A 25,077-nucleotide genomic window follows, 5' to 3' on the forward strand; every position below is an offset into this window, starting at 1 on the left:
TACCCGTCACGTTGCCACATTTATACGACAGATCCCTCCTTAGAGGGGGATACGACGTTCAGCCTGCCATCCTAGTTCTGGATGAACTCGCCCGAGCAGTCGTACTCGATCAGCGTGAACTCTGCAATATCCGGTTCGTCATCGTACGGCCCGGATCGGTCTGACATGCCATAGACAGTCACACTTTCGAGTTCAGTCTCGTGCTCGCTGTTCCAGCGCTCACAGAGGTGGTTGGCGAAGTACGAGCGATGGTTCTCGTTGCCGGCATAGCGCATATTCGAGATGTACTTTCGCTCTCGAGAGGTCTCGTAGGTTTCGTCGACGTTCGGTGGTCGATCCCAGTCGACCTCGGCTTCGTGCAGGGCATCAACCGTCGATCCATCTGCCAACTCACCGGGAACGACAAGCCACTGGGCGGTCGATGTCGGGTTCGGTGCGAACATCCGCCAGCTCTGGCTGGACTGGATCGTATCGAGGACCTCGTCGCCGGGGTCGGGAACCTCGGTATAATCGACCGCTTCGGCGTTCGAAAGCACAACCAGAACGAGGATGAGCCAGGGGATGACCGTCGCAAAGAACACGCGTCCGCGCGTGCTGACAGCCGAACGGACGGATGTCTCACGTTCGTTCTGCTGCCCGAAGAACGACGGTTTCATGCTCGTATCGGGCAGCGTCATCTGGAGCCGCTCGAGCCCGGAGCGAAGATGCTCGGCGATCCCGAGCCGCGTCGCCAGTGTAGCGACCCAGTCCCAGACAACGGGCGGATAAAATAATAGAAGGCCCGCAACGACGACCACGGGGAACAGGTCGATCCGCAGTGTGACGAGCATCCCGAGATGCATCCCGACGAACAGCGTCGTGAACGCTGCCCGCGGAATTCCGGTGAGCAAGAGCAGCAGCGGCGAAAGAAGAATGAGCCCCATCCATGCGTATGTGAACCCCTCGAGCAACATCGTGTGGCCTGCGAGCGTGTTTCCGAGCAGGATCGTCAGATGATCGGCTTGAAAGATGTGAACGACCGCTTCACCGCCCATCCACATGTCACTCCTGGTCTTGTGGATAGCGTTTGTCACGTACATCAGCAGTATCTGCAAGAGAATCGCCATCGTCGCGACTGAGGCCAGCGTCGTCGAGTGGTGGGTATCTGGTTCGCTTCTGTAGGCATCGACTGACCATCGAGCGCCGAGTGGGAGGAAGAGACTCCAGAACAACAACATCCGCAACAGCACGTCGCCGGCGTTGAGGATCATTGGATTGCGGATGTGAAGCGAGATCAGCAGGAGCCACGAGACGACTGCTGCGATGCGCGTGTGATAGCCACAGACCAGTGCAAGGGCGAACACACCGGCGACGAGAAACAGGAGCCCCTGTATCCACGCCTCGCCGGACAGGGCGTGCAACGAGTAGATCGACGAATAATCCGAAAAGAGCGCCTCTCGTGGGAGCACGCCAGCGTCCGTGTAGAACGCCTCGAACATCCGTGTTCGCCGCAGGAGGTCGACGAGCAGCAGTACCCCAATCGAGATTCGAAACGCAGCGAGTCCACGCCGGTCGATCGCCAACCGTCGCCGGGTTGCACGCCCAACCCAGTCACAACTGGTCGTCAGGCGGTCCCGTAGTGTCGGCTGCGGTGACTGATCTTGTGACATTCTCGTGATCGTATCTGTATCGCGACTCTCTGGTAGACTGGCATAAGCTTGTTGTACGCTCAAACACATATTTCAGCTTCGCCCGGCCGCTTGCACATAGTTCATCGAAACGCTGAATTGGTACCACACCCTAGCAAGCCCACCCGAATGAGCGCCACCACACCGGTTCCCGATGGGGACCCAATCGTTCTTTTCGATGGCGTCTGTAACCTCTGTAACGGCTTCGTGCAGTTTCTGGTCCCACGGGACACGGAGGAGAAGTTTTACTTCGCATCGCTACAGTCGGCTGTTGGGACGGAGCTGCTGGCCGAACACGACCTGCCGACTGACGACCTCGAGTCGATCGTCCTCATCGAAGGCGAGACGTGTTACGTGAAATCGGCGGCCGTGATCCGCATCGCCTCGATCCTCGGCGGTGCCTACGCACTGCTTGGCCCGTTTCGGTTCGTGCCACGGCCGGTTCGCGATCTGCTGTACGATCTCGTCGCGGCCAACCGCTATCGACTGTTCGGTAAAAAAGAGCAGTGCATGATGCCCACCGGCGACGTCCAGCAGCGCTTTCTCGAGTAGCAGCCTCGAGCGCCAGCACAGTGAGTGCTGACTCAACTGTCGAGCTATTTTCGACCAGCGCCAGCAGTGTATTGCTCGGTGCAACAGCCTCGAGTGAACTCCGTGGCGTCGCGGCTGTTATCAGTGAGTTGGTCGGCAGCAGCACCGATCAGACAGCGTGCCGTTGTGACGGGTGCTGACAACGGTTGCTCAGTGATTCGCGATGGGTATCTCGCGACTCGAGCGAGCGGATCGCTCGTGGGTGTTGTAATGTCAAAAAAGTCGAAGTTCGGAAAGGGCCGGATGAAATCCGGTAGTTAGTTACGAGTTAGTTCTGACGTCGCAGGGCCAGCATGGCGGCTGCGAGCAGAGCGACAACAGCGACAGCGACACCGAAGCCGGGCGTTCCGTCTTCGTCGCCGCCATCGTCGCCGTCGTCGTCAGCTGGTTCGCCGTCGTCGTCAGCTGGTTCGCCGTCGGCGTCAGCGTCGCCGTCGTCAGCGTTGCCGCCGTCGTCAGCGTTGCCGCCGTCGTCAGTCGTCTCCTCGGAGACGGTCAGCGTACCGGACTCTGCGACCTCACCGTCGACCTTGAGTTCCCACTCGTAGTCACCGGCTTCTTCAGCCGTCACGGTTTCGGTCCACGAGTCGGACTCGCCACCCTCGAGGGAGACGTCGTCGCCCTCGAGCAGGGTGTCGCCGTTGAAGATGAACTCGTAGGAGGCGTTGCCGGTCTCGTCGCCGAGGTTCTCGGCGGAGACAGTCACGTCAACGTCGTCGCCCGCAACAGGCTCTGCTGGATCCGTGTTAACGTTCCAGTCGAGGTCAGCCTCTGCAGGCTCATCGCCGCTCTCGACGAGGACAGCACCGGTCTCGTCGCGGATTTCGTTAGACGAGGAGTGCAGTGGGTCCTGTGCACGGAGGTCAAGCTCAGTGCCTGCGTCGTAGTCACTGAAGTCGAATGCACTTTCGAAAGTGCCGTCTTCAGTAACGACTGCGGTAACCGGCATCACGAAGTTACCGGACGAGCGGGCACGAGTATCGATTTCCGTGCCGGGTGCTGCGTTGGAGGTCCCTGCTGCAACAGCGTCCTCGCTGTTAGGGAGTTCGGCAGCGCTGTCGTCCCACGCGATCGTTCGCTCTTCAATCGAGAGTTCGGACGAGGCGCTTTCCTCGGCGTCTTCATCGTAGAAGACGCTCTGTTCGGTCAGCATAAGTTCGGCTTCGAGGTCCTCACCGACTGTGAGGTCCTCAACATTGTCGACTGCAATGACCACTGTGCCGTCCTCTTGGTTTGCGGAGAGGACAGTCAGATTAAGCTGGTCTGCGTTGTCAACACTGCTGATGTTGGATGCCCACGTTGCAGGGGCACGGTTTGCGCGCTCACGCTGTTCGGTGACAACGACTTCGAAGCCGTTGTTAGCGAGATCCGTTTCGTTGTCTCCTGCTTCGATGGAGGAGTAAACGCTCGGGTTCTCGAAGCTGAGTGCGAGGTGGTCGTTCTCAGCAAGTTCGCTCGTCTGCGTCAGCGTTGCCGACTCAGCAAGGTCTTCGAACGAGTCAGCCTCTTCGAGGCTGTCGTCGTTCGGAGCCGTCCACGTTGCGACTGCGTCGTCGTCAATCGGCGTGCGATCGTTCAGGAGGAGCAGACCGGTGTCCTGCTCGTTCTGCACGTTGTTTCCGTCCCATCCTTCAATACCAACGCTCAGCTCGTAATCGATCGCTGCGAGCGGAGCTTCGTCGACATCTGCAACGACGTTGGCATCACCGTTAGCCGGAGTTCCTTCAGTGAATGTAACTCCATTGGTGAGGTTCTCCGTGGTGTCGTATTCGAGCGTGATTCCGTCGTCGCCAGGCGTCACGTTGTAGTGAGCCTCAACGCCGACTTCCTCTTCGTCGCCGAGTTTCAGGTTGACTTCGTCGTCGTAGTCTTCGACGTTGATGTCGACAGTGACGATGTTACCGATCTGACCCTCGGAGGTTCGCTCTGCAAAGTTGATCGTTGGGTCGAATCGCTCGAGGACGGAGATCTCAGCGGTGTCGGAAGCCGTCGAGTCAGCGGTGCTGACGGTGAACTCGTAGTCACCAAGGTCCTGGTCCTCGAAGTCGGACGTTAGGTTGTCGCCAACGTTCCAGCCGCTAACTTCGTAGTAGTCCGTGTCCATCTCGTCGTCGTCAGCTGCTTCGACGGAGGTACCCTGTGCACCGAAGATGTCGTCGAGCGCTTCAGCGTCGACTGCCTCACCGTCAAGCTCAGCGGTGATGACAACGTCGATGTTGTCACGGTTGCTTTCGGTGAAGTTGAGTTCTGCTTCGGAGTCACCTTCGCCGCGGTTGTCGACGATGGATGGTTCAAACTCGAACTCGGAGTCCTCAACGTCCACGTAGAACTGGTACTCCGTTTCATTGTACTCGAGGAAGTGGAATCCTTCGAGGTCAGACGTGTCGAAGGTCACGTTACCATCACTGTCGGCACGAAGGATATCGATGCGCTCAGAGTCGCCAGAGATACCCTCTCGAAGCTGGACTGGGTCGTCTGCTTCCCAGTTTGCACTAGAATTATTCACCTCAACCTCTTGACCCTGCCAGACTTCGCCGAAGTCAGCTGGATCATTTACCGTATTGTCTGCTGCTGCTGCGCCGCCCACAAACGCTGCGGACATGGCAACAACCGACATTACCATAAGCGCGGCCAGGAACAGTGCGCGTCCCTTTTCGCGATATGTAGTTTCGTTTGTCATTAAGTTGTCTTGTATTTCGTGTTGTGTTAGTCGTCGCACGGTACGATCGGAGTGCGAGTGTGATACAATGCGGGAACCCGCACTGACTCGCACCGGGTAGGGGTATACAAACGTATAAAGCATCGCGTAATAAGCTTTCTGGATATTTCAACAGTCCATTCTGGTGAGAAATCGACTCGAGAACGCACGACTGCGTCGCCTTTAGAGCTGTTCGATCGAATTGATAACGTATCATGAGACACGTTCGCAAGCATAAATTACCGCCGGACACCTCGGACGGAATGGATGATTCCTCGAGCGGGCACTGATCCGGTCACGCACGCGGAGATACTGTTATGTGCGAGAGTCTCTGTAAGAACTGCTTACCGGCCTCGAGACTCGAGTCGATCTCTCGGCTCGAGTAACAGACTGCCCGTTCGAAACGTCATTCGAGCTGTGGTATCGATGGCCTCGGCGCAATCGCGAGCCGCTTTGCGGTCACGCCGAAACTAACGGACAACAGACTGTCTCAGTCGGTGACAGTCTATGCTCGCCTGCGACGACGGAATCCGGACTCGTCGCTGACCACACTAGTGTGATGTCGAAACCGACGTCAAAATCTGGTTTGCTGCCCACCGACGCAGCGGCGAATCGCCCCAGCGCGCTCTGGCCGTGGTGGTGTCGATACTGGCCGTGTCGACTCAGAACGGGAACAGCGACTCGGCCTCGGGGTCGCGCTCGAGGAGTTCGATCTCGTGGCCGTCCTGATCTTTCGTAAACGCGTACATGTTGTCGTTGCTCTCGGGATTGCGGTAGTCGGGGGCCTCGCGCTCGAGCAGCGTCTCCCAGTCGGCCTCGAGGTCGTCGACGCGAACGCAGAGGTGGCCCCAGGCGTCGCCCTGCTCGTAGCTCCGGCCGTCGTAGTTGTAGGTGAGCTCGAGCGACATCGCCTCGTCGGCGGCGTCTCGCGGTTCGACGAAGTAATTCGCGAAGGTGTCCGATTCCCAGCGGCCGACCTCGTCGTACTCGAACTTCCGGGTCCAGTAGCCAAGCGCCTCGTCGGCGTCTTCGACGCGGATCATGGTGTGGTCGAGCGACCACAGCGCGCCTTGGTCGCGCTGGACGATCTCGATCTCGTGGCCGTCGGGGTCTTTAATGAACGCGTAGCGGCCGCCACAGCTCTCGGGGTCCCGGTAGTCCGCGACGCCCTCGTCCATGAGCTGTTCGTAGTGGGCCTCGAGTTCGCCCTCGGGAACCCGAACTGCGACGTGTCCCCAGGCGTCGCCGACTGCGAGGTCGTCCTCGCCCTCGTTGTGGGTCAACTCGAGCAACGCGCCGTCCTCGTGCATCTCCTCGGGCCCGAGGTAGACGATGGTGAAGCCGTCGCCCTCGAAGCGGTCCTTTTCCTCGTACTCGAGGTGGGTCTGATACCAGTCGAGTGATTCCTCGAGGTCGGCGACGCGTAGCATGGTGTGATCGAGCGTTCCGTCCATACGCGAACCCACACCTGCAGGCGGCAAAAACGTGGCGAAGACGGTGGTTCAGTCGTCGTTTCCAGGGGCGGAGCTGGCCGCTGACTCCGGTTCTCGGTTATCTGGGTCTCGTGCCACCGAGGAGGCTTTGGGATCGACACCCTTGCGCCGGGCGTCGAGTTCGGAGAAGGTGTAGACGAGGCCGACCAGCAGGGCCACGCCAAGCGGGAGGAACAAAAGCGGCGAGACGCCGAGGAATCCATACAACACGTAGCAGACGACCACGACCAGCATGACGGTCGCGGCGTAGTACAGCTGCGTGCGGATGTGGTCGATGAGGTCGGCCCCCGTAAACGTCGACGAGAGCACGGAAGTGTCGGAGATGGGCGACGTGTGGTCGCCGAAGATCGCCCCCGAGAACACCGCGCCGACCATCACGGGCATGAGGTCGAACGTCCCGGTCAGATCGTAGGCGACGGTGATCGCGATGGGCGTCACGATTCCCATCGTCGCCCACGACGACCCCATCGTGAAGGCGACGAACGCGGCCACAAGTAGGACGACGATCGGGAGAACGGCGGGCGAGACGACACCCTCCGCGGCCCCGGCGACGTACGTCCCCGTCCCGAGCTCGTCGGCGACCGCACTGATCGACCAGGCCAGCACCAGTACGGTCACCGCGGTCAGCATCAGGTTGAACCCGTCGAGGATGGTCTCGACGCCAGCACCGAGATCGAAGAGATCGTAGACGAGCCCGATGGTGATCGCCGTCGCCACCATCGCGAACGACCCCCAGATGAGCGCGGCCGCGAAGTCGCCGGCACCCACGACGTCGACGAGCACCTGCACGACGCCGTCCTGACTCATCGCCGCCTCGAGCGACATCGTCGCATCCGCCTCGGCCTGCTCCCCGAGCCAGGACTGGTAGCCGGTCCAGAACGCCCCCGCGAGCGTGACGGCGATCAACACGACGATCGGCGCGAAGAAGGTCCGAAGCATCGGTTTATCCTCGATCGGCGCACCGAGGTCTTTCTCGACTTCCTGCAGCGGCTGGGCCTCGTCGCGGTTGACCTTCCCGGTCTGCCACGAGCGGTGTTCGGCGTCGAGCATCTCGCCGTAGTCACGCCGCGAGGCAACGATGAGCCCCACCATGACGATCGCGAGCAGCGAGTAGGTGTTGAAGGGAATCGAACTGACGAACGTTTCGAACACGCCCGGCGTGTCGGCCGCCGCCACGTCGCGGTTCTCGACGAGACTCGCGTACCCCTCGTCGATCATCGACAGCTGGAACGCGACCCAACTCGAGAGGCCGATCGTCGCCACGGGAGCGGCCGTCGAGTCGACGATATAGGAGAGCTTTTCGCGGGAGATCCGCATCTGATCGGAGATCTCGCGCATCGTGGAGCCGACGATGGCCGTGTTGGCGTAGTCGTCGAAAAACAACAGCATGCCGAGCACCCATGTCGCCAGCCCGGCGTTGCGCTGGGTCTCGAGCCGTTCGGTGGCCCAGTTGCGGACGGCGGTCGCCCCGCCGAGTCGCCAGATCAGTGCGACGCCCGAACCCAACAGTAAGGTGAAGATGAGGATCTGGGCGTGAAACATGTCCGCGATCGATTCGGCGATCCAGGTAAACGCCTGTCCGAGTCCGATACTTCCAGTCGCGATGACCCCGCCCGACCAGATGCCGAGGAACAGCGACAGCATCGGCCGACGCGTCACGATCGCGAGTGCAATCGCGAGCAGCGGTGGAACGAGCGATAGTGCCCCAAATTCCGACATACCCGGTTACTCATCGAGCATCGGGATAATCCTGCCCATTCGACACCTGTGAATTTTCACACAGATCGGCGGTGAAACGCGTGTTCGGCGTCTGCAGGGACGACTCAGCGACGCAAAATGAGTTTGAGCACGTCTTCGTCCTCGAGGACGTGATCCTTGCCGACCTGCTGTTCGTCGTGGGTCGCACTAGGGCCGGTCACACGGGCAAAGCGGAATCGATCTTCCATCTCGCCGCCAAGTTTTTCGATGGCTTCGCCGACGGTCGTCCCGCCCTCGACAACCAGTGGCTCTTCCCAGTCGATCCCGCGGCCGGGTTTTTCCATGTAGACGCGGATGAGACCGAGGTTCTCCCAGATACGATCTTTGAGGACATCGAGCCCTTTCTCCACCTCGGCGCTGATGAACGTCACTTCCTCGGGATCTAAGTCACGCTCGCGTAGCTGCTCGTCGACCTGTTCCTTGTAGTCGGGTTCGATCAGGTCGACCTTGTTCACACACGTGATCGACGGGATGTACTCCCGGTTTTCCATCAGGCCGTCGACCAGCCGATCGATGTCGACGTTCTCCTGGAGGTTGAGGTCGGCGTTGACGTAGCCCTGATCGCGGAGGACGTCCGAGATCGTCTTCTCGTCTAAGTCCTGCTCGGTGCTCGAGGTGATCTTGATGCCGTCTTTGATCTTCGGACGCACCGTCACCCGTGGTGGCTCCCGGTCGACGCGGATGTTGATGTCGTACAGCTCCTCCTGGAGCCGATCGTACTGGTCGATATCGAACACCGAGAGCACGAAGACGATCAGGTCGGCGTTGCGGACGACCGCCAGCACCTGCTGGCCGTCACCGCGTCCCGACGCCGCGCCCTCGATTAGCCCGGGCACGTCGAGCATCTGGATGTTCGCCCCGCGGTGCTGGAGCATCCCCGGGTTGACATCCAGCGTCGTGAACTCGTAGGACCCCGTCTCGCTTTCGGCGTTGGTCAACGAGTTCAACAGCGACGATTTGCCGACGCTGGGAAAGCCAACCAGCGCAACAGTCGCGTCGCCGTGTTTCTCGACGGAGTAGCCGGTTCCGCCACCAGCCGAGCTCTGATTCTGGAGCTTCTCTTTTTTCTCCGCGAGCTTGGACTTCAGCCGGCCGATATGGGCCTCTGTCGACTTGTTGTAGGGCGTGTTGGCGATTTCGTCTTCGATCTTCTCGATCTCGTCCTCGAGCCCCATTTGCCTGTATCCAACCGCCCGTGCCGAAAAACACTTTCCATGCGAGCCGCCGGGCGAGGAGTGGACCGAATCACTCGTTCGGTGGGAACCAGTGTCGATCCGTCGCCGTGAAACGCCATACAGCACGGGCTACGGTCGACGGCTCGTGCTCGTTCGAGTGACATCGAGGCTACCGTTCGGGATGTGTCGGCGCGTCGAACCCGCCACGCACCAACGGCTTCGAAATGTGTCTGCGCGCACACGGGGGGACCTCGTACCAGCCGACCTCGAGGTCGCGCTCGAGCGGCTGTTCCGCCTTGCCGTCCGTACTGGTCCCACAATCCCGGCAGCGATACCCCTGATTCCGGCCGGCACTTTTCATCCGGCGCTCGCAGTCGGGACAGGTCGGCGTGACGCGCTCGGTCGTCACGAGGTCGCGAACGGCGAACTTCTCGAGTTTGAGTGTCCCGCGAGCGACTTCACCACAGACAGTGAGCCGGTCGCCGACCCGCAGCGCCCGCACGCGGTCGCGAAACCGTTTCGTCGGCTCGAAAGCAGCACACTCGAGTCGTGCTGGCTCGCCAGCGTCTCCCCCACCGCCGTCTGCGGCCTCGAGGTCGACGAAAACGTGCCCACCGCGCCGGGTTTCGGGCGCGCTCGAGACCCGCCCGTCGACGCGGTAAGCGTGGTCATCCGTGACCGACCCGAGCGCGCCGTCCCGGAGGTGGACGTCCGTCCCCTGATTGGTCACGAACAGCTGGCTCGAGGCGACGGGTTCGCTAGCGATCCGGTCGGCGACGGCGCGAACGGCGTCGGGGTCGTCCCCACGGATCCCGTGGAGGATCGGTCCGGGCGTGTGGGGAACGCAGACGGTGTCGTTCTCGCCGCGGTCGACTGTATCCCACACCTCTGGACGGCCCCAGTCGGCCGCGTCGAAGACGCTCTCGTGGTCGACCGCCCGCGGCGTCCCCCACCGTTCGGATTTGCGGTAGGAAATCTGTTCGTACGTCCAGTCCTCGAGTGCGCGCCAGCTGCCGATCGCGGCCAGCGCACCGATCCGTCCGCGGCCGTCGTCGGCGTGCCACGATCGGTAGCCGTATCGCTCGATCAGGGCCACCGCGTCGGCGGGCTCGAGATGCTCGCGGATCGCTCGCCACGCGAAGTCACACACGTCGTCGGGCGTGTCGTCGGGGTCGTCTGCCGTCACCACGAGTCCCGGATTCGTCCGCTCGTCGGCCGTTTCGGCGAGGTCCTCGAGACGGGCGCGGGCGATCTCGAACGCCCGGGCGGGATCGCAGTCGGTGTGGATCGCGAGCGCGGCGTTGCCCCGCGTCTTGTACTCGACGGCCGGATTCAGTCGAACGAGCAGGAGTCGGTCGACCACGGCACCCGCTCGACGCAGTCGCTCGGCGACCTGTGCGGCGACGTAGGTCGTACACATCCCACGTTCGCGGGAATCCGTATCATCGATCCCGACGACAGTCATCGACGGCGTTTGGACTGGGAGCGGCTAACCCCTTTCGGGACGCCAGCCGGCTCGAGGATCGGTCCCGCCGGGGGCGTACTCTCCTATATAAGTATACTGCCAGCGCAGCCACGAATCGCGACACCGAAGACGGCCCGCCGGGAGGAAAGGTTTTATACGAGGAATCGCTTACACCCCCGTATGTCCCGCTCCGCACTGGTCGGCAACGTGACCGCGATGTTAGAGGACGCGGGATTCGTGGTGAGCGACCGGTGTGCGATCCGGCCGAAGAGTTTCGATATCGCAGCCCGGCGTGGTGACGACCTGCTCCTGCTCAAGATCCTCGGCAACATCGACGCGTTCAACGAGGCGACTGGCCACGAGATGCGTCGACTCGGTACCTATCTCGATGCGACGCCGATGGTGGTCGGCCTCCGAAGTCGCGACGAGGATCTCAAGCCGGACGTCGTCTACTTCCGACACGGTGTCCCCGTCCTCAGCCCCGATACGGCGTACAACTTGTTCATCGAGCGCGTCCCGCCGCTGATCTACGCCGCCCCCGGCGGCCTCTACGTCAACATCGACGGCGACTTGCTCGCCGACGAACGCCAGGATCGAGAGTGGAGTCTCGGCCAACTGGCGAACCAACTCGGCGTCTCCAGGCGCACCGTCTCGAAGTACGAGGATGGGATGAACGCCTCCGTCGAGGTCGCGATGGAACTTGAGGATCTCTTCGAAGCGCCACTGACGAGCCCCGTTGACGTCTTAGAGGGGGCCGACGAGGTCCACGAAACGGAGGCGACGCCGGACGATCCCGACGCCGATCCGGACGACGAGCAGGTCGTCGCCGTGCTCACACGGGCCGGCTACAACGTCCATCCGACGCTGCGCTCGCCGTTTAAAGCCGTCAGCCGTGACGAGGACGACGACGAAGGCGTCGTGTTGACCGGCCACTCAAAGTTCACGAAAGCCGCCGAAAAGCGCGCCCGAATCATGAGTTCGATCGGTCAGGTCACTCACACGCGATCGGTTTACGTCGTCGACCGCGCAAAACAGGAGTCGGTCGACGGCACCGCACTGGTCGAACGCGAGGAACTCGAGGACCTCCACGACGCCGCAGAGTTGCGGAAAGTTATTCGCGAGCGCGCGGAGTACGAAGAAGCAGCCTGAGTCGCTCGCGAACCGGCCCGTCGCAGTTACGCTCCATCTTCGCCGTACGTTTCTTCCAGATAGTCGACGATGTTACTACTTTCGGGCATGCCCTCGACACCCTGGGCTTCGTCGGTGATGACCGGGACGCCCGTTTGACCGCTTACTTCCTTGACTTCCGTTCGTGCAGCGTGTGAACGAGGAACGTCGATCGTGTCGTACTCGAGGTCGAGTTCGTCGAGTTTCGAGCGCACTATTCCACAGAACGGACAGCCGGGGAGATCGTACAGCGTGATGTCTGCCATATTTCGAGGAAGTGGCCTGGTGGCCAAGAGACCACCGGTTAGCCGGTATGATGCCGGGAAGCTGGTGGTGGAAAGCGACTGCAGGATGTGAGCGTGCGTGTCGGCGTGCTTAGAACGTCACTGCCCCTGATTCGACGGAGAAGTAGACGATGAAGTAGCCGATGAACGCGAGTGCAAGCGCCCACTGGCCCGGTGAGACGTCTCGAGTCTCGCCTATCGCGGCTTTGACCAACGGATAGCTGATGATCCCGGCGGCGAGCCCATTCGCGATCGAGGTGGTCAGCGGCATGACCGTGATCGTCAATCCGGCGGAGATCGACCACGCGGGATCCTGCCAGTCGATGTCAGTGACACCCTGGAGCATGATGATCCCGACGACGACCAGCGCCAGATAGGTCGCATACTGGGGGATCGCGGCCATCAGCGGGACGACCAGCAAGGAAAGTGCGAACAGTCCGCCGACGACCAGCGCCGTAAAGCCAGTCCGACCGCCTTCCTCGAGGCCGGTCGAGGACTCGATGAACGTCGTCACGGTCGAGGTCCCGATCATCGCGCCGACGGTCGTCCCGACCGCGTCGGCCATCAGTGGCTTTTCGATCTCCGGGAGGTCACCGTGTTCGTCCAGAAAGCCGCCGATCTGGGAGACGCCGATGAGCGTGCCCGCGGTGTCGAAGAAGTCGACGAAAAAGAACGTGAACACGACCAGCAAGAAGACGAACGGATCCTCGGTGATCATGCCGAGGCCGTCGACGAATCCCCAGAACAGTGGGGTAAAGTCGTACTGAACCGAGGTCAGCATCGAGACGATCCCTTCGTTCGTGACGTCGTCGTAGGATCCCTCCGGCGTGAGCACGTCAGGTGAGACGACGCCCGCGAGCGTGAGCGCCCAGCCGGCGACGGCCGTCGTCACGATCCCGATGACGATCGAGCCACGAACGCCACGCGCATACAGCAACAGCGTCAGGAACAGCCCGGCGAGAGACAGCGCGGCGACCGGGCTCTGGAGGACGTTGCCGAGCGTCACGAGCGTCGCGTCGTACGGAACGACGACCTGCATTTCCTGGAGGCCGAGAAAGAGCAGGAAGACACCGATACCGGCCCCGACGGCGAACTTGACCGGTTCCGGGAAGAGTTCGATGACGTACCGTCGTGCGCCGACGGCCGTCAGTGCGATGAAGACCAGCCCTTCGACGAAGACGGCCGCGAGCGCGACCTGCCACGGGACGCCGAGGATGACGACGACCGTAAACGTAAAGAAGGCGTTCAGCCCCATGCCGGGCGCGAGCCCGAACGGTCGATTGGCGTACAGCGCCATCACGACGGTTGCAACGACCGACGCGAGGATCGTCGCGACGGCGAGCATCTGGATAATCTCGCCGGCACCGTAGACGGCCCCGTTGATCGTTGCCTCACCCTGGAACTCGCCGGTCTCGTGGTTCCAGAGGATTGCGCTGCTCAGGATTGCCGGATTGACGACGATGATGTAGGCCATCGCCAGGAACGTCGTCACCCCCGCAAGCGTTTCTGTTCGATAGTCAGTGTCGGATTCGTCGAACCCGAAGTACTCTGCGATTGTATCGGAAGCCCCCATATTGGACGCTCGAGCATAGCAAGACCGATTAGTTAAAAGTTCCCGTCCGAGGTCGCCAGATAGATGTTCATGTTTGTGCATTGTGGGCTTTGGCTACCGATTCTGTCACTGGCCGTGAATATCAACAGTCCACTCACCGCACAGCCGATCCCCTTGATTTTAGCACGCTCATAAAGAACGCTCGGCTATGTGCTTCGAGCGTTCTCTCCCGTCCGTCATCAACTCAGTCGGCGACCCAGCCGGGGGCAGCCACCGGTCCTCGGACCTCGAGTTGGGTGGTCGTCTGTGATCGGAAACCGAACTCAACTGGCGACGACCGACGCGCGCGACGTCGCTCTCGCCTGTCTCGAGGCGGGAATCGACGCCGGCCATCCACGACGAGTCATCCACGAGGCGGTCGCACTCGAGGGCGACACCCTCCACGTGGCCGACACAACCTACGACCTCGGCGCGTACGACGACCTTGTCGTCCTCGGCGGCGGCAACGCCGCTGCACACGTCGCTGCGGCACTCGAGGCCGTCCTCGGCGATCGAATCGACCGTGGTGTCGTCGTCACGGACGATCCCACCGACCTCGAGTCTGTCACGGTCTGTGTGGGCGACCACCCCGTACCGAGCGAGCGTGGCGTCGAGGGAACACGCCGCCTCCTCGAAGCGGCCGACGCGGCCGACGAGCGAACGCTCGTGCTGGCGGCGATCACGGGCGGCGGCAGCGCGCTCATGGCCGCACCCGCGGGCGACATCTCGCTTGCCGACCTGCAGGCGACCACTGACGCGTTGCTCGAGAGCGGGGCCGACATTCACGAGATCAACGCCGTCCGCAAACACTGCTCGGCGCTCAAAGGCGGCCAGCTCGCCCGTCGGCTCGCCCCGGCGACGGTCGTCGGTGTTCTCTTGAGCGACGTCGTCGGCAACGACCTGAGCGTGATCGCGAGCGGTCCCGTCGCTCCCGACGAGTCGACGTTCGACGACGCGCTCACGGTCATCGACCGCTACGAGATCGACGTCCCCGTGGCCGTCGCTAACCGTCTCGAGCGCGGCTCTACCGGCGCGATTCCGGAAACGCCGGGCTCCGACGATCCTGTCTTCGATCGGGTTTCGAACCACATCGTCGCCGACGGCATGACCGTCCTCGAGGTCGCTTCCGAGGTTGCTGCCGAACGGGGGTACGAGCCGCTCGTTCTCTCCACTCGCATGCGTGGTGAGGCTCGCGAGTCGGCGACGACCCACGTCGCCATCGCGGAGGAAGTGCTGGCGACGGGGACGCCCGTCTCGCCGCCGGCCGTGCTCCTTTCGGGCGGCGAGACGACGGTGACGGTCACCGGTGACGGGACGGGCGGGCCGAACCAGGAGTTCGCGACGAGCGCAGCGTGTTCCCTCGAGGGCGGAATCACCGTCGCTGCCGTCGACACCGACGGGATCGACGGGGCGAGCGACGCTGCGGGTGGCATCGTCGACGACGGGACCGTCGACGACCCGAAACACGCGCAGGACGCGCTGGCAGCAAACGACGTCTTCCCCTATCTCGACAAGCGAAACGCACTCGTCAAAACCGGGCCGACCGGAACGAATCTGAACGATCTTCGGGTGTTCGTCATCGAGGAACCCGCCGCAGCCGACAGGTGCTCCGACGACGAGTAGCCACGGTATCCGACGCGTCGGGCCACCGGAAACGGTGTGTTAGTAGGGGGTTTGGTGGATCGTTAAGTCGGTCCCGGCGATCCGTCCTGTCGGCCACCAGCCACTGAACGCCCACAGTATATTTTACCTCGGGGCGTGTACCTCCGTCTCATGAGGTTTGTCATCGTGGGTTATGGTCGGGTCGGATCGCGAACGGCACGCATCGTCGCCGAGGAAGGCCACGAGACCGTGGTTGTCGACGACGATCTCGATCGCGTTAAGCGGGCTCGAGAGGACGGGTTCGAGGCGATTCATGGCAGTGGCGCTGACGAGGCGGTGCTCGTCGATGCGGGCATTGAAACCGCCGATGCGATCGGTGCGTTCACGCCAGATCTCAACGCCAACTTCGCGGCCTGTATGGTCGGCACCCACCACGGCTGTCGCACGGTCTTGCGGATCGACGAAGACTACCGCGAGGAGATCTACGAGCGATACGCCGAAGACGTCGACGAGGTCATCTACCCTGAGCGACTCGGGGCTGCGGGTGCCAAAACGGCCATGCTCGGCGGCGATTTCAACGTCGTCGCCGACCTCGCCGCGAACCTGCAACTGACCGTCCTCAAGATCAGGGACGGGTCGCCAGCCGTCGGCAAACGGATGAGCGAACTCGAGCTTCCCGAGGGCGCACGTATCTACGCGCACGGTCGCGAACACGAGTCGTTGACGATTCCGCTCCCGGGAACGGAGCTTGCAGCCGGCGACGAGGTCGCGGTGATCACCGAAACTGCTCGAGCGGACGAGGTTCGGGCGAGGCTGTTGCCCACGAACGCCTGATACAGTCTGCTGTCCCGACGTCCCGGTGCGACCGCGAGCCGTCCGGCAGTCGTGCCGGAACTGACGGACGGCAGTCCGTCTGATACGGGCTCGCCACTGAACGGACTCAAGCTGACCGCGGGCTGTCGGATAACGGCCGCTCGGCTGGACGAACGCGAAAACGGGAGTGAAAGTGGGATGCTGGCGCGCGAATGGGTGGATAGAGTGGGATGGGGGAGGTCTCTGCCAGTGCGCGCCAATTAATTCATCACGCTGTGTCCCAATAAAACCGCGTCAGACACCCGACAGACGAGAGTCAGACCGTTAGGTACGCTCGTCCTCGAGCCGGAAGACGAGCACGTTCTGGTGGACCATCGACGGGACGAACGAGAACGGGTAGCCGTAGACGTGGAGATCTTTCGTGGGGTCGTACCAGATCAAATTCGCCGCGAGCGTCACCGGGGCGGTCGACTCGATCGCGCGGGCGAGATCCGCCGAGAGGAACTCGTAGGACTGGTCGCGGTACATGTCGCCGATGAAGACGACCAGATGCCCGTCGGGCGTGACGGCGTCGGTGAATCGATCGAACTTCTCGGCCATATCCGCCAGCCACTCGGCTTTCGTCTGTGTTGTCTTGCCGTCCGCGTCGTCGGCCGCTGTTGACTCGGTAGTGGCGTCTCCCGCGCCATTGAACGACCCGAGCTTGCTCTTCCGTGTCTCGCGTTCGTTTCGCGTCTGCTCGAGTTCGTCCATGTGCCAGTAGGGGACGTCAGTCAACAGCAACTCGACCGAATCGTCGGGAAGGTCTGCAATCAGGTCCGCACAGTCGCCGTGGCGCAGGTCCTGTTCGGCAAGTGGGGCCTCGCCGCGGGCTCGTCGCTCGTCGTTTTCGCGCTCGAGGACCGTCTCGTAAATCTCGATCCAGCGGTCGTTGCGCTCGAACCCGATCGCCTCACGGAGACCGGTCCCCTCGTGTTCACAGAAACTCGCGCCGAGTAAGGTGCCGCCGACGCCGGCGAACGGATCGAGAACGGTGTCGCCGGCCTTGCTGAACCGACCGATCAGTTCGGCACAGAGTCGTGGTGGTTTCTGGCCGCCGTGTTCGCTACGCAGGTCGTGCTGGACGGCCGGGGGATACCCCTCCGCGAGGACGGATTTCGTCGCGTACTTCCACTCTTTCCCCGTGAGATCGTTGACTCGGTTTCGCTCGTCGTAGATCCCTCGGCCCTCGAGATAGCGCTGGTGGTCGGCGAGTGAGTCGGTGTCGACCAGTTCGCCGTCCTCGACTGGGAGGGACTCGTCGCGAGCGCGTTCGGCGTCGAACCCGCCGTCTTCATCCGTGACCAGGCGACTCTGGCGATGCCGGTCCCCGTCATCTGTCATATCTCGAGTGGATACCGTGGGTGCTTAAAGTCGTGGCTCTCGGTCCCGTCGCTCGGGCAGACACCGTTAGCCAAAAGAAACGACAGTCGGGCTACCCTGAGTAGGAGCTTTCGCCGACGACCTCGAGGAACTCGCCGCGTCCGGTCGCGTCGGTTTCGTCGAACTCGGTGACGCGGATTCGAACGCGTTTCTCGACGGTTTGCGGGCCGGCCCCCTCGATGAGCAGGTGTGTGTCACCGATGTAGGCGTGTCCGTTACCGTCGCTGTTCGACGCCGCGACGAACACGTTGATTTCGTCGCCCACCTCGAACGATGGGGTCGTGGTGCGGAGCGTCCATCCTTTGAAATATTTTTTGAATAGGCTCATATTCGTGCCACCTCCTCGGTTTCGCGGTCGGTAACGTACTCACGGCCGAATCCAGTGATCGCTGCGATGACGAACACGGCCACCAGCAGCCACCCCTGGAAGACGAACGGCACGACGTCGATCGGCGTCACGAGCATGCTCGTGTCGAACCAGTCGTACTGGCCAGGTAGGTCCTGCATCGCCGTGTAGCCGGCGAGAACGCCGCCAGACCACGGGAAGATGTACCCCAGTGCAGCGGTCTGGCCGTCGAGGATGTTCGCGCGCCGGTAGCCGTTCAAGTTGAATCGCTCGCCGATCTTCGAGATGTACGGCCCGATCGCGACTTCGGCGGCCGTGTTGATGGTGATCACGGCGTTGATCAGTGCTGCAGAGCCGACCATCGTGAGTTCAGCATTGCGGACGTTCGTCGCGAGGTTCTCGAGCGACCAATCGAGGATCGCCTGGAACGCGCCGCCCCGAATCATGATCTGGGCCGCGGCGATGATCAACAGGACGAGAATTGCGAGTTCGAAAAAGCCCGCCGCACCGTTGATCAGGCTCCCGCCGACGCCGACCGCGTTGGGATCATCAACGATCGTCAGGAACGGCAGAAACTCGAGTGGTTCCGCAACCGGCGCGTCCGTCGGCGCGTTAAAGGAGACGATATCACCGATCGTCGTCAGCCCCAGCAGGAGGCTGAAGCCGATCGCGAAGACGATCCCCCACGAGATTGCCTCGACGATGTGACGGCCGGCGACCGCCGCGCCGATCACGACGCCCATGGAGACGAGGTGGATCAGCCCGACGGGTTCGCTTTGGGCGACCAGGATCTCCTGGGCGTCTCCGGCGATGTCGAGACCGCCCATGAACTGGCCGGCGACGATGTAGCCGACGAGTGCAATGAGCGCGGCGATGATCACGTACTTGAATCGCGAGGCGACGACGCCGCCGATGTCGGAGTCCTGTGTGACGGCGCTGACGATCGTCGTATCACTGACGGGCGCGAGGTTGTCGCCGAAGATCGCCCCCGAGAGGATCGCCCCGAACAGCAAGACGGGATTCGCGCCGAGTAAGATTCCCGCTGGAAAGAACAGCGTGACGAACGCGATCGCTGCGCCGTACCCGGTTCCGATCCCCGTCGTGAACAGCGCTGCGAGGACGAACGTGACTGCCGGAAACAGCGTCGCGCCGATGCCCGCAACGTCGGCAAACCAGACGAGCCCGTCGACGAATCCACCGTCCTGTAACAGTTCGGCGAACATTCCCGCCCAGATCCAGGCGACGATCGCGGTCACCGCGACGGGCTGGGTCATCCCCTCAAAGATCGTGTTCGCGTACGTTTTCCAACTTCCGCGAACGAAGAACATCCCGGCGATCAGGCCGACCAGAATGCCGACGATCAACCCGCCCGTATCGGATATTCGCCAAAGCGCCGTCTGTGCGACCGCCCAGAGGATGAAAAACGCGATTGGGAACGCGCTCATTCCGCGGCCGCCATAAAACGTTATTCGTGGCGCTTCATCGCTGGTTCCCTGCACGAATGCATCAGTCGGGTCACCATCGATTGAATCATCACTAGTACCACTCATATGAACACACGATATGTATACTCAAACCATCGTTGATAAGTCTTCTCAACACTTCAATGGTGAATAAAAAGACGACGCCCCGAACAGGACCCAGACGGTCCGACAGTCGAATCGCTGACGGTTGGTGGCCACCTCCGTCGGCCCGACGCTTTTGACGATATCAATCGACATAGCGAACGGATGGCTCTCCTCGAGAACGCCGCGTTGCTCGGCGTCGGTGTCCTTTCGCTGTGGTTCGGTGCCAAATGGCTCGTCGATGCGGCCTCGAGACTCGCGGGCGCGGCCGGTATCTCCCCGCTCGTTATCGGTCTCACCGTCGTCGCCTTCGGGACCTCCGCGCCGGAGATCGCCGTCTCGGTGACGGCGGCACTCGAGGGACAAGGCGACGTCTCAGTCGGCAACGTCATCGGCTCGAACGTGTTCAACATCGGCGTGATCCTCGGTATCGTCGCCATTCTGGCTCCGTTCCGCGTCACGGAGACGCTGCTCCGACGAGATGCGGTCGCGATGGCCGGCGCGACGGGAATCGCCGCGCTCGTCCTCGCAAACCGTATCGTTTCGCGACTCGAGGGGGCCTTGCTCGTCGGGCTGTTGGCGGGCTATCTCGTCGTGATCGGACTGGCGGTCCGACGGTCGCCCGCGCCGGACGACGATGCGGTCGCCGAGACGGCGAGTTCCAGCGCCGACATCCGCGTCAAGTACGGCCCCGAGAGTGGTCGCCTCGTCGTCGGTCTCGTTCTCGTCGCTGTCGGCGGGCGGCTACTGGTCGATTCAGCAACGGCGATCGCCCTCTCGTTCGGTGTCTCGGCGTGGCTGGTGGGTGTGACCGTCGTCGCTGCCGGGACCTCACTGCCGGAGCTCGTGACGTCAATCGTCGCAACGCGACAGGGCGACGTCACGATCGCGGCGGGGAACGTCATCGGCTCGAACGTGTTCAATCTCCTCGGCGTCCTCGGACTTGCCGCCCTCGTCCGCCCGACGGTCGTCGACCCCGCCGTCTTTCCCAGCCTGGCCTGGCTGATCGCACTGACCGTCATCGCGACGGTGCTCGTCGCCACCGGGAGGCGGGTGACTCGACTCGAGGGCGTCGTCCTCGTCGCGGTCGGGGTGGGCTACTGGCTCGCAAGCGCCGTCGTGTAATACGAGCTGTTCACGTCTCTGTCTCCGTCATCCCCGTTTCGGGGAGGGGTTCGATACGAAATAGGTAATCTGCATAGGCCCCATCGAGATTCACGGGACTCTCTTCGGTGGTGTGTTCTCGACACAAGACGGCCTCTGCTTCGACGGCACCGTGGCCGGTTTCTTCCTGGTACCGTTCGACGACGACAAACATCGCCGGTTCGGTACAGCCTCGACGGTGACACTCTCGAGCCGACTCGAGCGAGTCGTCCGCCTCGTCGACCTCGTCTTCGTCAGCTGGTGGTTCGGCTTCGTCGGCACGGTCACGCGCCTCCGTGAGTTCCCGCTCCCGCTGGCGGTCATCTGCGTCACGTGCTTGCTTGTCTCGTCCCTTTTTCGTATCTGCCATACAGTGGGACACGGGCGTGAATGGGATAAAACACGCTACTGCATCGAGATCGATGTGGCGCTCGAGACCCGTATCGATCAGCCCGTTCCGTTCAACAGCTGCCAGTGTCAGCGATGTGCCAGAGTCAGAACTGCTCGAGGCGAGTCACTCCGATTCGCCGTTTTTCTCTACTTCGGTAACGATCACGTCCCAGTCCGGGTGTTCGGTACCGTTTCGACATTCCCACCCCCCTTCGACGTCGATCCCGTTAGAGTGGGCTCGACGAAGGAGTGCCTTCAGTTCGGCGTTTAATTCCGCTTCGGACGAAAGTGCTGACTCCTCGGTGGTCATTCGTTCGTGGCTCCTGTGTCCCGGCCGCCCGTTCGTTCGTGGTCCGGTGGCGAGATTGCTACCACCCCGTCGCTGGACACGGTTATCCCGTATCCTTCGAACGCAAACGAGATGTCGACGGCTCCGTTCGGCGTCCCCTGAATCCGTCCGAGTTTGTCAAGGGCATCGGTGTCGATCGTGTAGTAGAGTTGGTCCAGTTCGAGCGGACCGACGTCCAGAATGTTCGTCATCGCTGCGACAACGGCAATGCTTGTAGACGTCGTGTCTTGGTCGTACCGGGCACGATACGTTTCTGACGCTCGAGAGTACTCGAGTGATTCCAACTCGACACTGGCTAGGCTGGCTGTCATGCTATTCTACCTCAGTTTAGTGGCCAGACTCGGTTTAGCAGGGCTACTGATTATACATAGGGTATTAATACCCCGCCGGACGTTTCGGTCAGGCCTCCTGACTGATGAGCGTCCCGGCAATGAGCCGCCGGTGCCCGCGTCTGAGTCGAGACGAAAGCGACTGTTGGGCGATTCCGAGCTCGTCGGCGATATCCTCGAGTAACACCTCGCGTGGCGAATCGAAGTAGCCACGTTCGTAGGCCAACACCAGCGCTTCTCGCTGGGTGTCAGTGAGTTCGTAGCTGTCGCCCTGGATCGGAAGCAACGCGTGGACGGCGGTGATCTCGATCGGAATGTCGTGGTTCTGGCAGTTGGTCCGAAACTCGCTGATCGCCTCGCGACTCTCACCGCGGACCTCGAAGTCCCACCCGTCTTTCGTCCCGATCCCGGAGAGGACGGCGATGTTGGCCTGGGCAAGCGCGCTCAGGATGCCGAAGTACTGTTCTTCCCACTCGGCACGCATGAGATACTCGTCTTCGACGCTGTCGATGAGGTCGATGCTGACCACGCCAGCGTGGGCTTCGAACGCGGCTTCAATGTCCTTAGCCTCCGCGCCACGGACCCAGAAGTACGGGATTATCAGGGTCTCGTGTGGGATGAGTCGCTCGAGTTCGATCGTCACCCCCGGCAGGTTTTCGAAGACCGTTCCCAGTGGAAACTCGTCCGCCGGACTCGTAAACTCAATCACGGTAGCCATGTCGACCGATTCGTCTCGAGGGCGGATAACCCACGTGGGTGGTGTATCATACGGTCTGCTGGATCGAGTTCCCGCCGATTACCAGAGACGGGGTCGGTGATCAGCGGGACGTGACGACAGCAGTTCGTATCAAGCCTCGATCACGGTCGCCGGAGCATAGTGACACCAGACCGCACAAAATCGAGCAGTTTCCTGCTGATTTCGCGCAAGCATGGTGTATCAGGCCACCCCATTTTGTGCGGTCATGGCCAACCAAGCTGGCACGAGCAAGTAATGAGCGTAATTGCAGAATTTCGGCTCTCATCTGCTGACTTCGAACTCGGACGGATTCTCCGTGTCGAGGGGATCACCTCTATCGAACTCGAGAGTCTCGTCCCGATCGGTGGAGCCACCGTGCCACTCTTCTGGATCCATAACTCGACACGGAACTCGTTCGTCGAATCCGTCCAACGCCATCCGACTGTCAGCAATGCATCGGCGGTGGACGAATTCGACGACAGAACACTCTTTACGCTCGATTGGGACGCGAACCAGGATCACGTTTTCAATGGCATTAGCGAGCATAACGGACAGCTGTTGAGTGCCATCGGAACACCCGAGAAGTGGGATTTCGAACTGCGATTTCCCGATCACGACGCCCTCAGCGAGTTCACGACACACTGTGAAGACGCGCAGATCTCGTTGGAGGTAACTCGTGTGTATAACCCGACGAAACCGGACGCTGGCCCGTGGTATGGCTTGAGCGATCTCCAGCGTGAAGCGATTACGCTCGCCGTACAGAACGGGTACTACGATATTCCGAGAGGCTGTACAACCAAAGAGCTCGCGGACGAACTCGGGATTTCCGATCAGGCCGTGACGGAACGACTCCGCCGTGCAATCGTGGCGCTCACCACGCATACACTACTTTCGCCAGATTCGGGAATGTAACATACGCAGTTCCATTGTGAGCCATGCCAAAGGAACACGAGGCTAGCGAGGGACTAGGCGGGCATGGATCATACGCCGAGAGCAGACCGGCCGGACGCCGAAGACGTTGCGACGACCACTACAACCGAGCGTGGGAAATCGACCGCTCCTGATGTGGTCCTCTCGATGGTCGCTCACGAACACCGCCGGGCTGTCCTTCGAATACTGAACCACACGGATACGGACGTGATGGCGGTTTCGACGCTTATCGAACGGGTTACCGAGCACGTACAAAGCGGAGACCAGTCGGCCGACGAACACCGACAACGCGTCCGCACCGCACTCCATCATATCCATCTCCCAAAACTGGATGCGTGCGGAATGATCGTCCACGATCCCGAAACGAATCAGGTCCGGAACGTCACCGGTGAACCGAGTCAGGAGCTGCTCACGACACTCGAGTCGTACACAGCACATGAGTGACTCCGTCGCGGTCGGCTTGGTTGCCGGTTCGGACCCGTTTCGACGACTTATTCGGCGGTAACACGAGTGTTAGCGAGAGCATTTGTGTCAGCCAGCCCCTACGAGGGGTATGAACATGCTCGTCGATGGTGAGTGGCGGACAGACGCGTACGAGACGGCCGGAGAGGACGGCTCGTTCGATCGGCAGGAGGCACCGTTCCGTGACTGGATTCGAGACGATCCAGACGCCGAGTACCAGCCCGAAGCCGGCCGGTACCACCTCTACGTCTCATACGCCTGCCCGTGGGCCCACCGCACGCTTGTGACGCGAGCACTGCTGGGCCTCGAGGACGCGATTTCCGTCTCGGTCGTCGACCCGTATCGCGGTGACGACGGCTGGCAGTTCACGCCCGAAAAGGACGGCTGTACGCGCGATCACGTTCGCGACGCCGACTTCCTCCGTGAACTGTACGTCGAGGCGGACCCGAACGCGACCTGTCGCGTGACGGTGCCGGTGCTGTGGGACACCGAGCGGGAGACGATCGTCAACAACGAATCCAAAGAGATCATGCGGATGTTCGCCACGTCGTTCGGAGACCTCGCGACGCACGACGTGGATCTCTACCCGGAGGGGTATCGAGAAGAGATCGACCGAATCCTCGAGGCCATCTACGAACCGATCAACAACGGCGTCTACCGGGCCGGTTTTGCGACCGAGCAAGCGCCCTACGACGCGGCGATCGACGACCTCTTCGGGGCGCTCGAGCACTGGGACGACGTGCTAGCGGATCAGCGCTATCTCGCGGGCGATCGACTGACCGAAGCTGATATCGCGATGTTCACGACGCTCGTCAGGTTCGACAACGTCTATCACACGCACTTCATGTGTAACGTCCAGTACATCCGGGAGTACGACAACCTCTGGCCGTACCTCCGTGATCTGTATCAGACGCCGGGCGTCGCCGAGACGGTGACCATGGCCCACATCAAAGAACACTACTACACGACCCATCCCGAGGTAACTCCACACGGGATCATCGCTCGCGGCCCCGACCTCGCGTTCGACGCACCACACGATCGCGACGACCTGCCGGGCGAGCCGCCGTCGGCACTGGTCACGGCGAGCGCCGACGATTGAAA

Annotated in this window: 23 protein-coding genes; 8 read left to right on the top strand and 15 right to left on the bottom strand. The window is 61.7% G+C overall.

The window, feature by feature from the left end; all coding sequences use genetic code 11:
• Positions 1–71 precede the first annotated feature (71 nt).
• The gene (locus BW940_RS01275) at positions 72–1,649 is read right to left on the bottom strand and encodes an HTTM domain-containing protein (RefSeq protein ID WP_076607365.1); all 1,578 of its coding nucleotides are present in this window, start codon (positions 1,647–1,649) and stop codon (positions 72–74) included.
• 147 nt (positions 1,650–1,796) lie between these two features.
• Between BW940_RS01275 and BW940_RS01280 the strand changes: the two genes are divergently transcribed.
• Complete coding sequence (locus BW940_RS01280) at positions 1,797–2,219, top strand: thiol-disulfide oxidoreductase DCC family protein (protein WP_076607366.1); 423 nt, start codon at positions 1,797–1,799, stop codon at positions 2,217–2,219.
• A 307-nt stretch (positions 2,220–2,526) separates the two neighbouring features.
• Here the strand turns inward: BW940_RS01280 and BW940_RS01285 are convergent, their stop codons facing one another.
• The 5 genes from BW940_RS01285 to BW940_RS01305 all read right to left on the bottom strand — a co-directional run bounded on the left by BW940_RS01285 (position 2,527) and on the right by BW940_RS01305 (position 10,847).
• Positions 2,527–4,938: a BGTF surface domain-containing protein gene (locus BW940_RS01285; protein WP_076607367.1), complete on the bottom strand. Its 2,412-nt coding sequence runs from the start codon at positions 4,936–4,938 to the stop codon at positions 2,527–2,529.
• 680 nt (positions 4,939–5,618) lie between these two features.
• On the bottom strand, positions 5,619–6,410 hold the full coding sequence (locus BW940_RS01290; RefSeq protein ID WP_076607368.1) for a VOC family protein: 792 nt from the start codon (positions 6,408–6,410) through the stop codon (positions 5,619–5,621).
• 48 nt (positions 6,411–6,458) lie between these two features.
• A complete protein-coding gene (locus BW940_RS01295; RefSeq protein ID WP_076607369.1) occupies positions 6,459–8,168 on the bottom strand; it encodes a Na+/H+ antiporter NhaC family protein in 1,710 nt (569 codons plus the stop codon).
• A 104-nt stretch (positions 8,169–8,272) separates the two neighbouring features.
• Positions 8,273–9,382 (bottom strand): OBG GTPase family GTP-binding protein, encoded by a 1,110-nt coding sequence (locus BW940_RS01300; protein WP_076607370.1) that lies wholly within the window; start codon positions 9,380–9,382, stop codon positions 8,273–8,275.
• A gap of 169 nt (positions 9,383–9,551) precedes the next feature.
• Positions 9,552–10,847, bottom strand: a complete 1,296-nt coding sequence (locus BW940_RS01305) for a tRNA(Ile)(2)-agmatinylcytidine synthase (RefSeq protein ID WP_076607371.1) — start codon at positions 10,845–10,847, stop codon at positions 9,552–9,554.
• 180 nt (positions 10,848–11,027) lie between these two features.
• Between BW940_RS01305 and BW940_RS01310 the strand changes: the two genes are divergently transcribed.
• On the top strand, positions 11,028–11,996 hold the full coding sequence (locus BW940_RS01310) for a transcriptional regulator (RefSeq protein WP_076607372.1): 969 nt from the start codon (positions 11,028–11,030) through the stop codon (positions 11,994–11,996).
• Positions 11,997–12,022: 26 nt separating this feature from the next.
• Here the strand turns inward: BW940_RS01310 and BW940_RS01315 are convergent, their stop codons facing one another.
• On the bottom strand, positions 12,023–12,280 hold the full coding sequence (locus BW940_RS01315) for a glutathione S-transferase N-terminal domain-containing protein (RefSeq protein WP_076607373.1): 258 nt from the start codon (positions 12,278–12,280) through the stop codon (positions 12,023–12,025).
• Between the two features lie 109 nt (positions 12,281–12,389).
• Positions 12,390–13,871, bottom strand: a complete 1,482-nt coding sequence (locus tag BW940_RS01320) for an NCS2 family permease (RefSeq protein ID WP_076607374.1) — start codon at positions 13,869–13,871, stop codon at positions 12,390–12,392.
• Between the two features lie 285 nt (positions 13,872–14,156).
• Here BW940_RS01320 and BW940_RS01325 point away from each other — a divergent pair, with 285 nt between their 5' ends.
• Both BW940_RS01325 and BW940_RS01330 read left to right on the top strand, forming a co-directional pair.
• Positions 14,157–15,512: a glycerate kinase type-2 family protein gene (locus tag BW940_RS01325; protein ID WP_076607375.1), complete on the top strand. Its 1,356-nt coding sequence runs from the start codon at positions 14,157–14,159 to the stop codon at positions 15,510–15,512.
• A 150-nt stretch (positions 15,513–15,662) separates the two neighbouring features.
• The gene (locus tag BW940_RS01330; protein WP_076607376.1) at positions 15,663–16,325 is read left to right on the top strand and encodes a potassium channel family protein; all 663 of its coding nucleotides are present in this window, start codon (positions 15,663–15,665) and stop codon (positions 16,323–16,325) included.
• Between the two features lie 303 nt (positions 16,326–16,628).
• Here the strand turns inward: BW940_RS01330 and BW940_RS01335 are convergent, their stop codons facing one another.
• The 3 genes from BW940_RS01335 to BW940_RS01345 all read right to left on the bottom strand — a co-directional run bounded on the left by BW940_RS01335 (position 16,629) and on the right by BW940_RS01345 (position 19,622).
• Positions 16,629–17,687, bottom strand: coding sequence for a DNA methyltransferase (locus BW940_RS01335; protein WP_076607377.1), 1,059 nt, complete (start codon positions 17,685–17,687; stop codon positions 16,629–16,631).
• A 91-nt stretch (positions 17,688–17,778) separates the two neighbouring features.
• The gene (locus tag BW940_RS01340) at positions 17,779–18,054 is read right to left on the bottom strand and encodes a DUF7513 family protein (RefSeq protein ID WP_076607378.1); all 276 of its coding nucleotides are present in this window, start codon (positions 18,052–18,054) and stop codon (positions 17,779–17,781) included.
• On the bottom strand, positions 18,051–19,622 hold the full coding sequence (locus BW940_RS01345; RefSeq protein WP_076607379.1) for a Na+/H+ antiporter NhaC family protein: 1,572 nt from the start codon (positions 19,620–19,622) through the stop codon (positions 18,051–18,053). Before BW940_RS01345 ends, BW940_RS01340 begins: the two co-directional genes overlap by 4 nt.
• A 180-nt stretch (positions 19,623–19,802) precedes the next feature.
• Here BW940_RS01345 and BW940_RS01350 point away from each other — a divergent pair, with 180 nt between their 5' ends.
• Positions 19,803–20,762: a calcium/sodium antiporter gene (locus BW940_RS01350; RefSeq protein ID WP_076607380.1), complete on the top strand. Its 960-nt coding sequence runs from the start codon at positions 19,803–19,805 to the stop codon at positions 20,760–20,762.
• 10 nt (positions 20,763–20,772) lie between these two features.
• Here BW940_RS01350 and BW940_RS01355 read toward each other — a convergent pair whose 3' ends face one another.
• From BW940_RS01355 to BW940_RS01370, 4 genes are all read right to left on the bottom strand, one after another.
• Positions 20,773–21,150, bottom strand: coding sequence for a hypothetical protein (locus BW940_RS01355; RefSeq protein ID WP_076607381.1), 378 nt, complete (start codon positions 21,148–21,150; stop codon positions 20,773–20,775).
• 144 nt (positions 21,151–21,294) lie between these two features.
• The gene (locus tag BW940_RS01360; protein ID WP_076607382.1) at positions 21,295–21,480 is read right to left on the bottom strand and encodes a hypothetical protein; all 186 of its coding nucleotides are present in this window, start codon (positions 21,478–21,480) and stop codon (positions 21,295–21,297) included.
• Entirely contained in the window at positions 21,477–21,830 is a 354-nt protein-coding gene (locus BW940_RS01365) for a HalOD1 output domain-containing protein (protein WP_076607383.1), read from the bottom strand. Before BW940_RS01365 ends, BW940_RS01360 begins: the two co-directional genes overlap by 4 nt.
• An 88-nt stretch (positions 21,831–21,918) precedes the next feature.
• Entirely contained in the window at positions 21,919–22,566 is a 648-nt protein-coding gene (locus BW940_RS01370) for a helix-turn-helix domain-containing protein (protein WP_076607384.1), read from the bottom strand.
• A gap of 273 nt (positions 22,567–22,839) precedes the next feature.
• Between BW940_RS01370 and BW940_RS01375 the strand changes: the two genes are divergently transcribed.
• The 3 genes from BW940_RS01375 (at position 22,840) to BW940_RS01385 (ending at position 25,075) form a co-directional block, all read left to right on the top strand.
• Entirely contained in the window at positions 22,840–23,496 is a 657-nt protein-coding gene (locus BW940_RS01375) for a helix-turn-helix domain-containing protein (RefSeq protein WP_076607385.1), read from the top strand.
• 63 nt (positions 23,497–23,559) lie between these two features.
• Positions 23,560–23,958, top strand: a complete 399-nt coding sequence (locus tag BW940_RS22055) for a DUF7344 domain-containing protein (RefSeq protein WP_235847759.1) — start codon at positions 23,560–23,562, stop codon at positions 23,956–23,958.
• Between the two features lie 109 nt (positions 23,959–24,067).
• Positions 24,068–25,075 carry a glutathione S-transferase family protein gene (locus BW940_RS01385; RefSeq protein WP_076607386.1) on the top strand — a complete coding sequence of 336 codons (1,008 nt, stop codon included), beginning with the start codon at positions 24,068–24,070 and terminating at the stop codon, positions 25,073–25,075.
• Positions 25,076–25,077: the final 2 nt, after the last annotated feature.

This window comes from Natronorubrum thiooxidans (assembly GCF_900156475.1).
Lineage (GTDB): Archaea > Halobacteriota > Halobacteria > Halobacteriales > Natrialbaceae > Natronorubrum > Natronorubrum thiooxidans.

Bases quoted from the DNA above. Each gene is read 5' to 3' on its own strand.
- BW940_RS01275 (WP_076607365.1), bottom strand. From the start codon at position 1,649: ATGTCACAAGATCAGTCACCGCAGCCGACACTACGGGACCGCCTGACG.
- BW940_RS01280 (WP_076607366.1), top strand. From the start codon at position 1,797: ATGAGCGCCACCACACCGGTTCCCGATGGGGACCCAATCGTTCTTTTC.
- BW940_RS01285 (WP_076607367.1), bottom strand. From the start codon at position 4,938: ATGACAAACGAAACTACATATCGCGAAAAGGGACGCGCACTGTTCCTG.
- BW940_RS01290 (WP_076607368.1), bottom strand. From the start codon at position 6,410: ATGGACGGAACGCTCGATCACACCATGCTACGCGTCGCCGACCTCGAG.
- BW940_RS01295 (WP_076607369.1), bottom strand. From the start codon at position 8,168: ATGTCGGAATTTGGGGCACTATCGCTCGTTCCACCGCTGCTCGCGATT.
- BW940_RS01300 (WP_076607370.1), bottom strand. From the start codon at position 9,382: ATGGGGCTCGAGGACGAGATCGAGAAGATCGAAGACGAAATCGCCAAC.
- BW940_RS01305 (WP_076607371.1), bottom strand. From the start codon at position 10,847: ATGACTGTCGTCGGGATCGATGATACGGATTCCCGCGAACGTGGGATG.
- BW940_RS01310 (WP_076607372.1), top strand. From the start codon at position 11,028: ATGTCCCGCTCCGCACTGGTCGGCAACGTGACCGCGATGTTAGAGGAC.
- BW940_RS01315 (WP_076607373.1), bottom strand. From the start codon at position 12,280: ATGGCAGACATCACGCTGTACGATCTCCCCGGCTGTCCGTTCTGTGGA.
- BW940_RS01320 (WP_076607374.1), bottom strand. From the start codon at position 13,871: ATGGGGGCTTCCGATACAATCGCAGAGTACTTCGGGTTCGACGAATCC.
- BW940_RS01330 (WP_076607376.1), top strand. From the start codon at position 15,663: ATGAGGTTTGTCATCGTGGGTTATGGTCGGGTCGGATCGCGAACGGCA.
- BW940_RS01335 (WP_076607377.1), bottom strand. From the start codon at position 17,687: ATGACAGATGACGGGGACCGGCATCGCCAGAGTCGCCTGGTCACGGAT.
- BW940_RS01340 (WP_076607378.1), bottom strand. From the start codon at position 18,054: ATGAGCCTATTCAAAAAATATTTCAAAGGATGGACGCTCCGCACCACG.
- BW940_RS01345 (WP_076607379.1), bottom strand. From the start codon at position 19,622: ATGAGTGGTACTAGTGATGATTCAATCGATGGTGACCCGACTGATGCA.
- BW940_RS01350 (WP_076607380.1), top strand. From the start codon at position 19,803: ATGGCTCTCCTCGAGAACGCCGCGTTGCTCGGCGTCGGTGTCCTTTCG.
- BW940_RS01355 (WP_076607381.1), bottom strand. From the start codon at position 21,150: ATGGCAGATACGAAAAAGGGACGAGACAAGCAAGCACGTGACGCAGAT.
- BW940_RS01360 (WP_076607382.1), bottom strand. From the start codon at position 21,480: ATGACCACCGAGGAGTCAGCACTTTCGTCCGAAGCGGAATTAAACGCC.
- BW940_RS01365 (WP_076607383.1), bottom strand. From the start codon at position 21,830: ATGACAGCCAGCCTAGCCAGTGTCGAGTTGGAATCACTCGAGTACTCT.
- BW940_RS01370 (WP_076607384.1), bottom strand. From the start codon at position 22,566: ATGGCTACCGTGATTGAGTTTACGAGTCCGGCGGACGAGTTTCCACTG.
- BW940_RS01375 (WP_076607385.1), top strand. From the start codon at position 22,840: ATGAGCGTAATTGCAGAATTTCGGCTCTCATCTGCTGACTTCGAACTC.
- BW940_RS22055 (WP_235847759.1), top strand. From the start codon at position 23,560: ATGGATCATACGCCGAGAGCAGACCGGCCGGACGCCGAAGACGTTGCG.
- BW940_RS01385 (WP_076607386.1), top strand. From the start codon at position 24,068: ATGAACATGCTCGTCGATGGTGAGTGGCGGACAGACGCGTACGAGACG.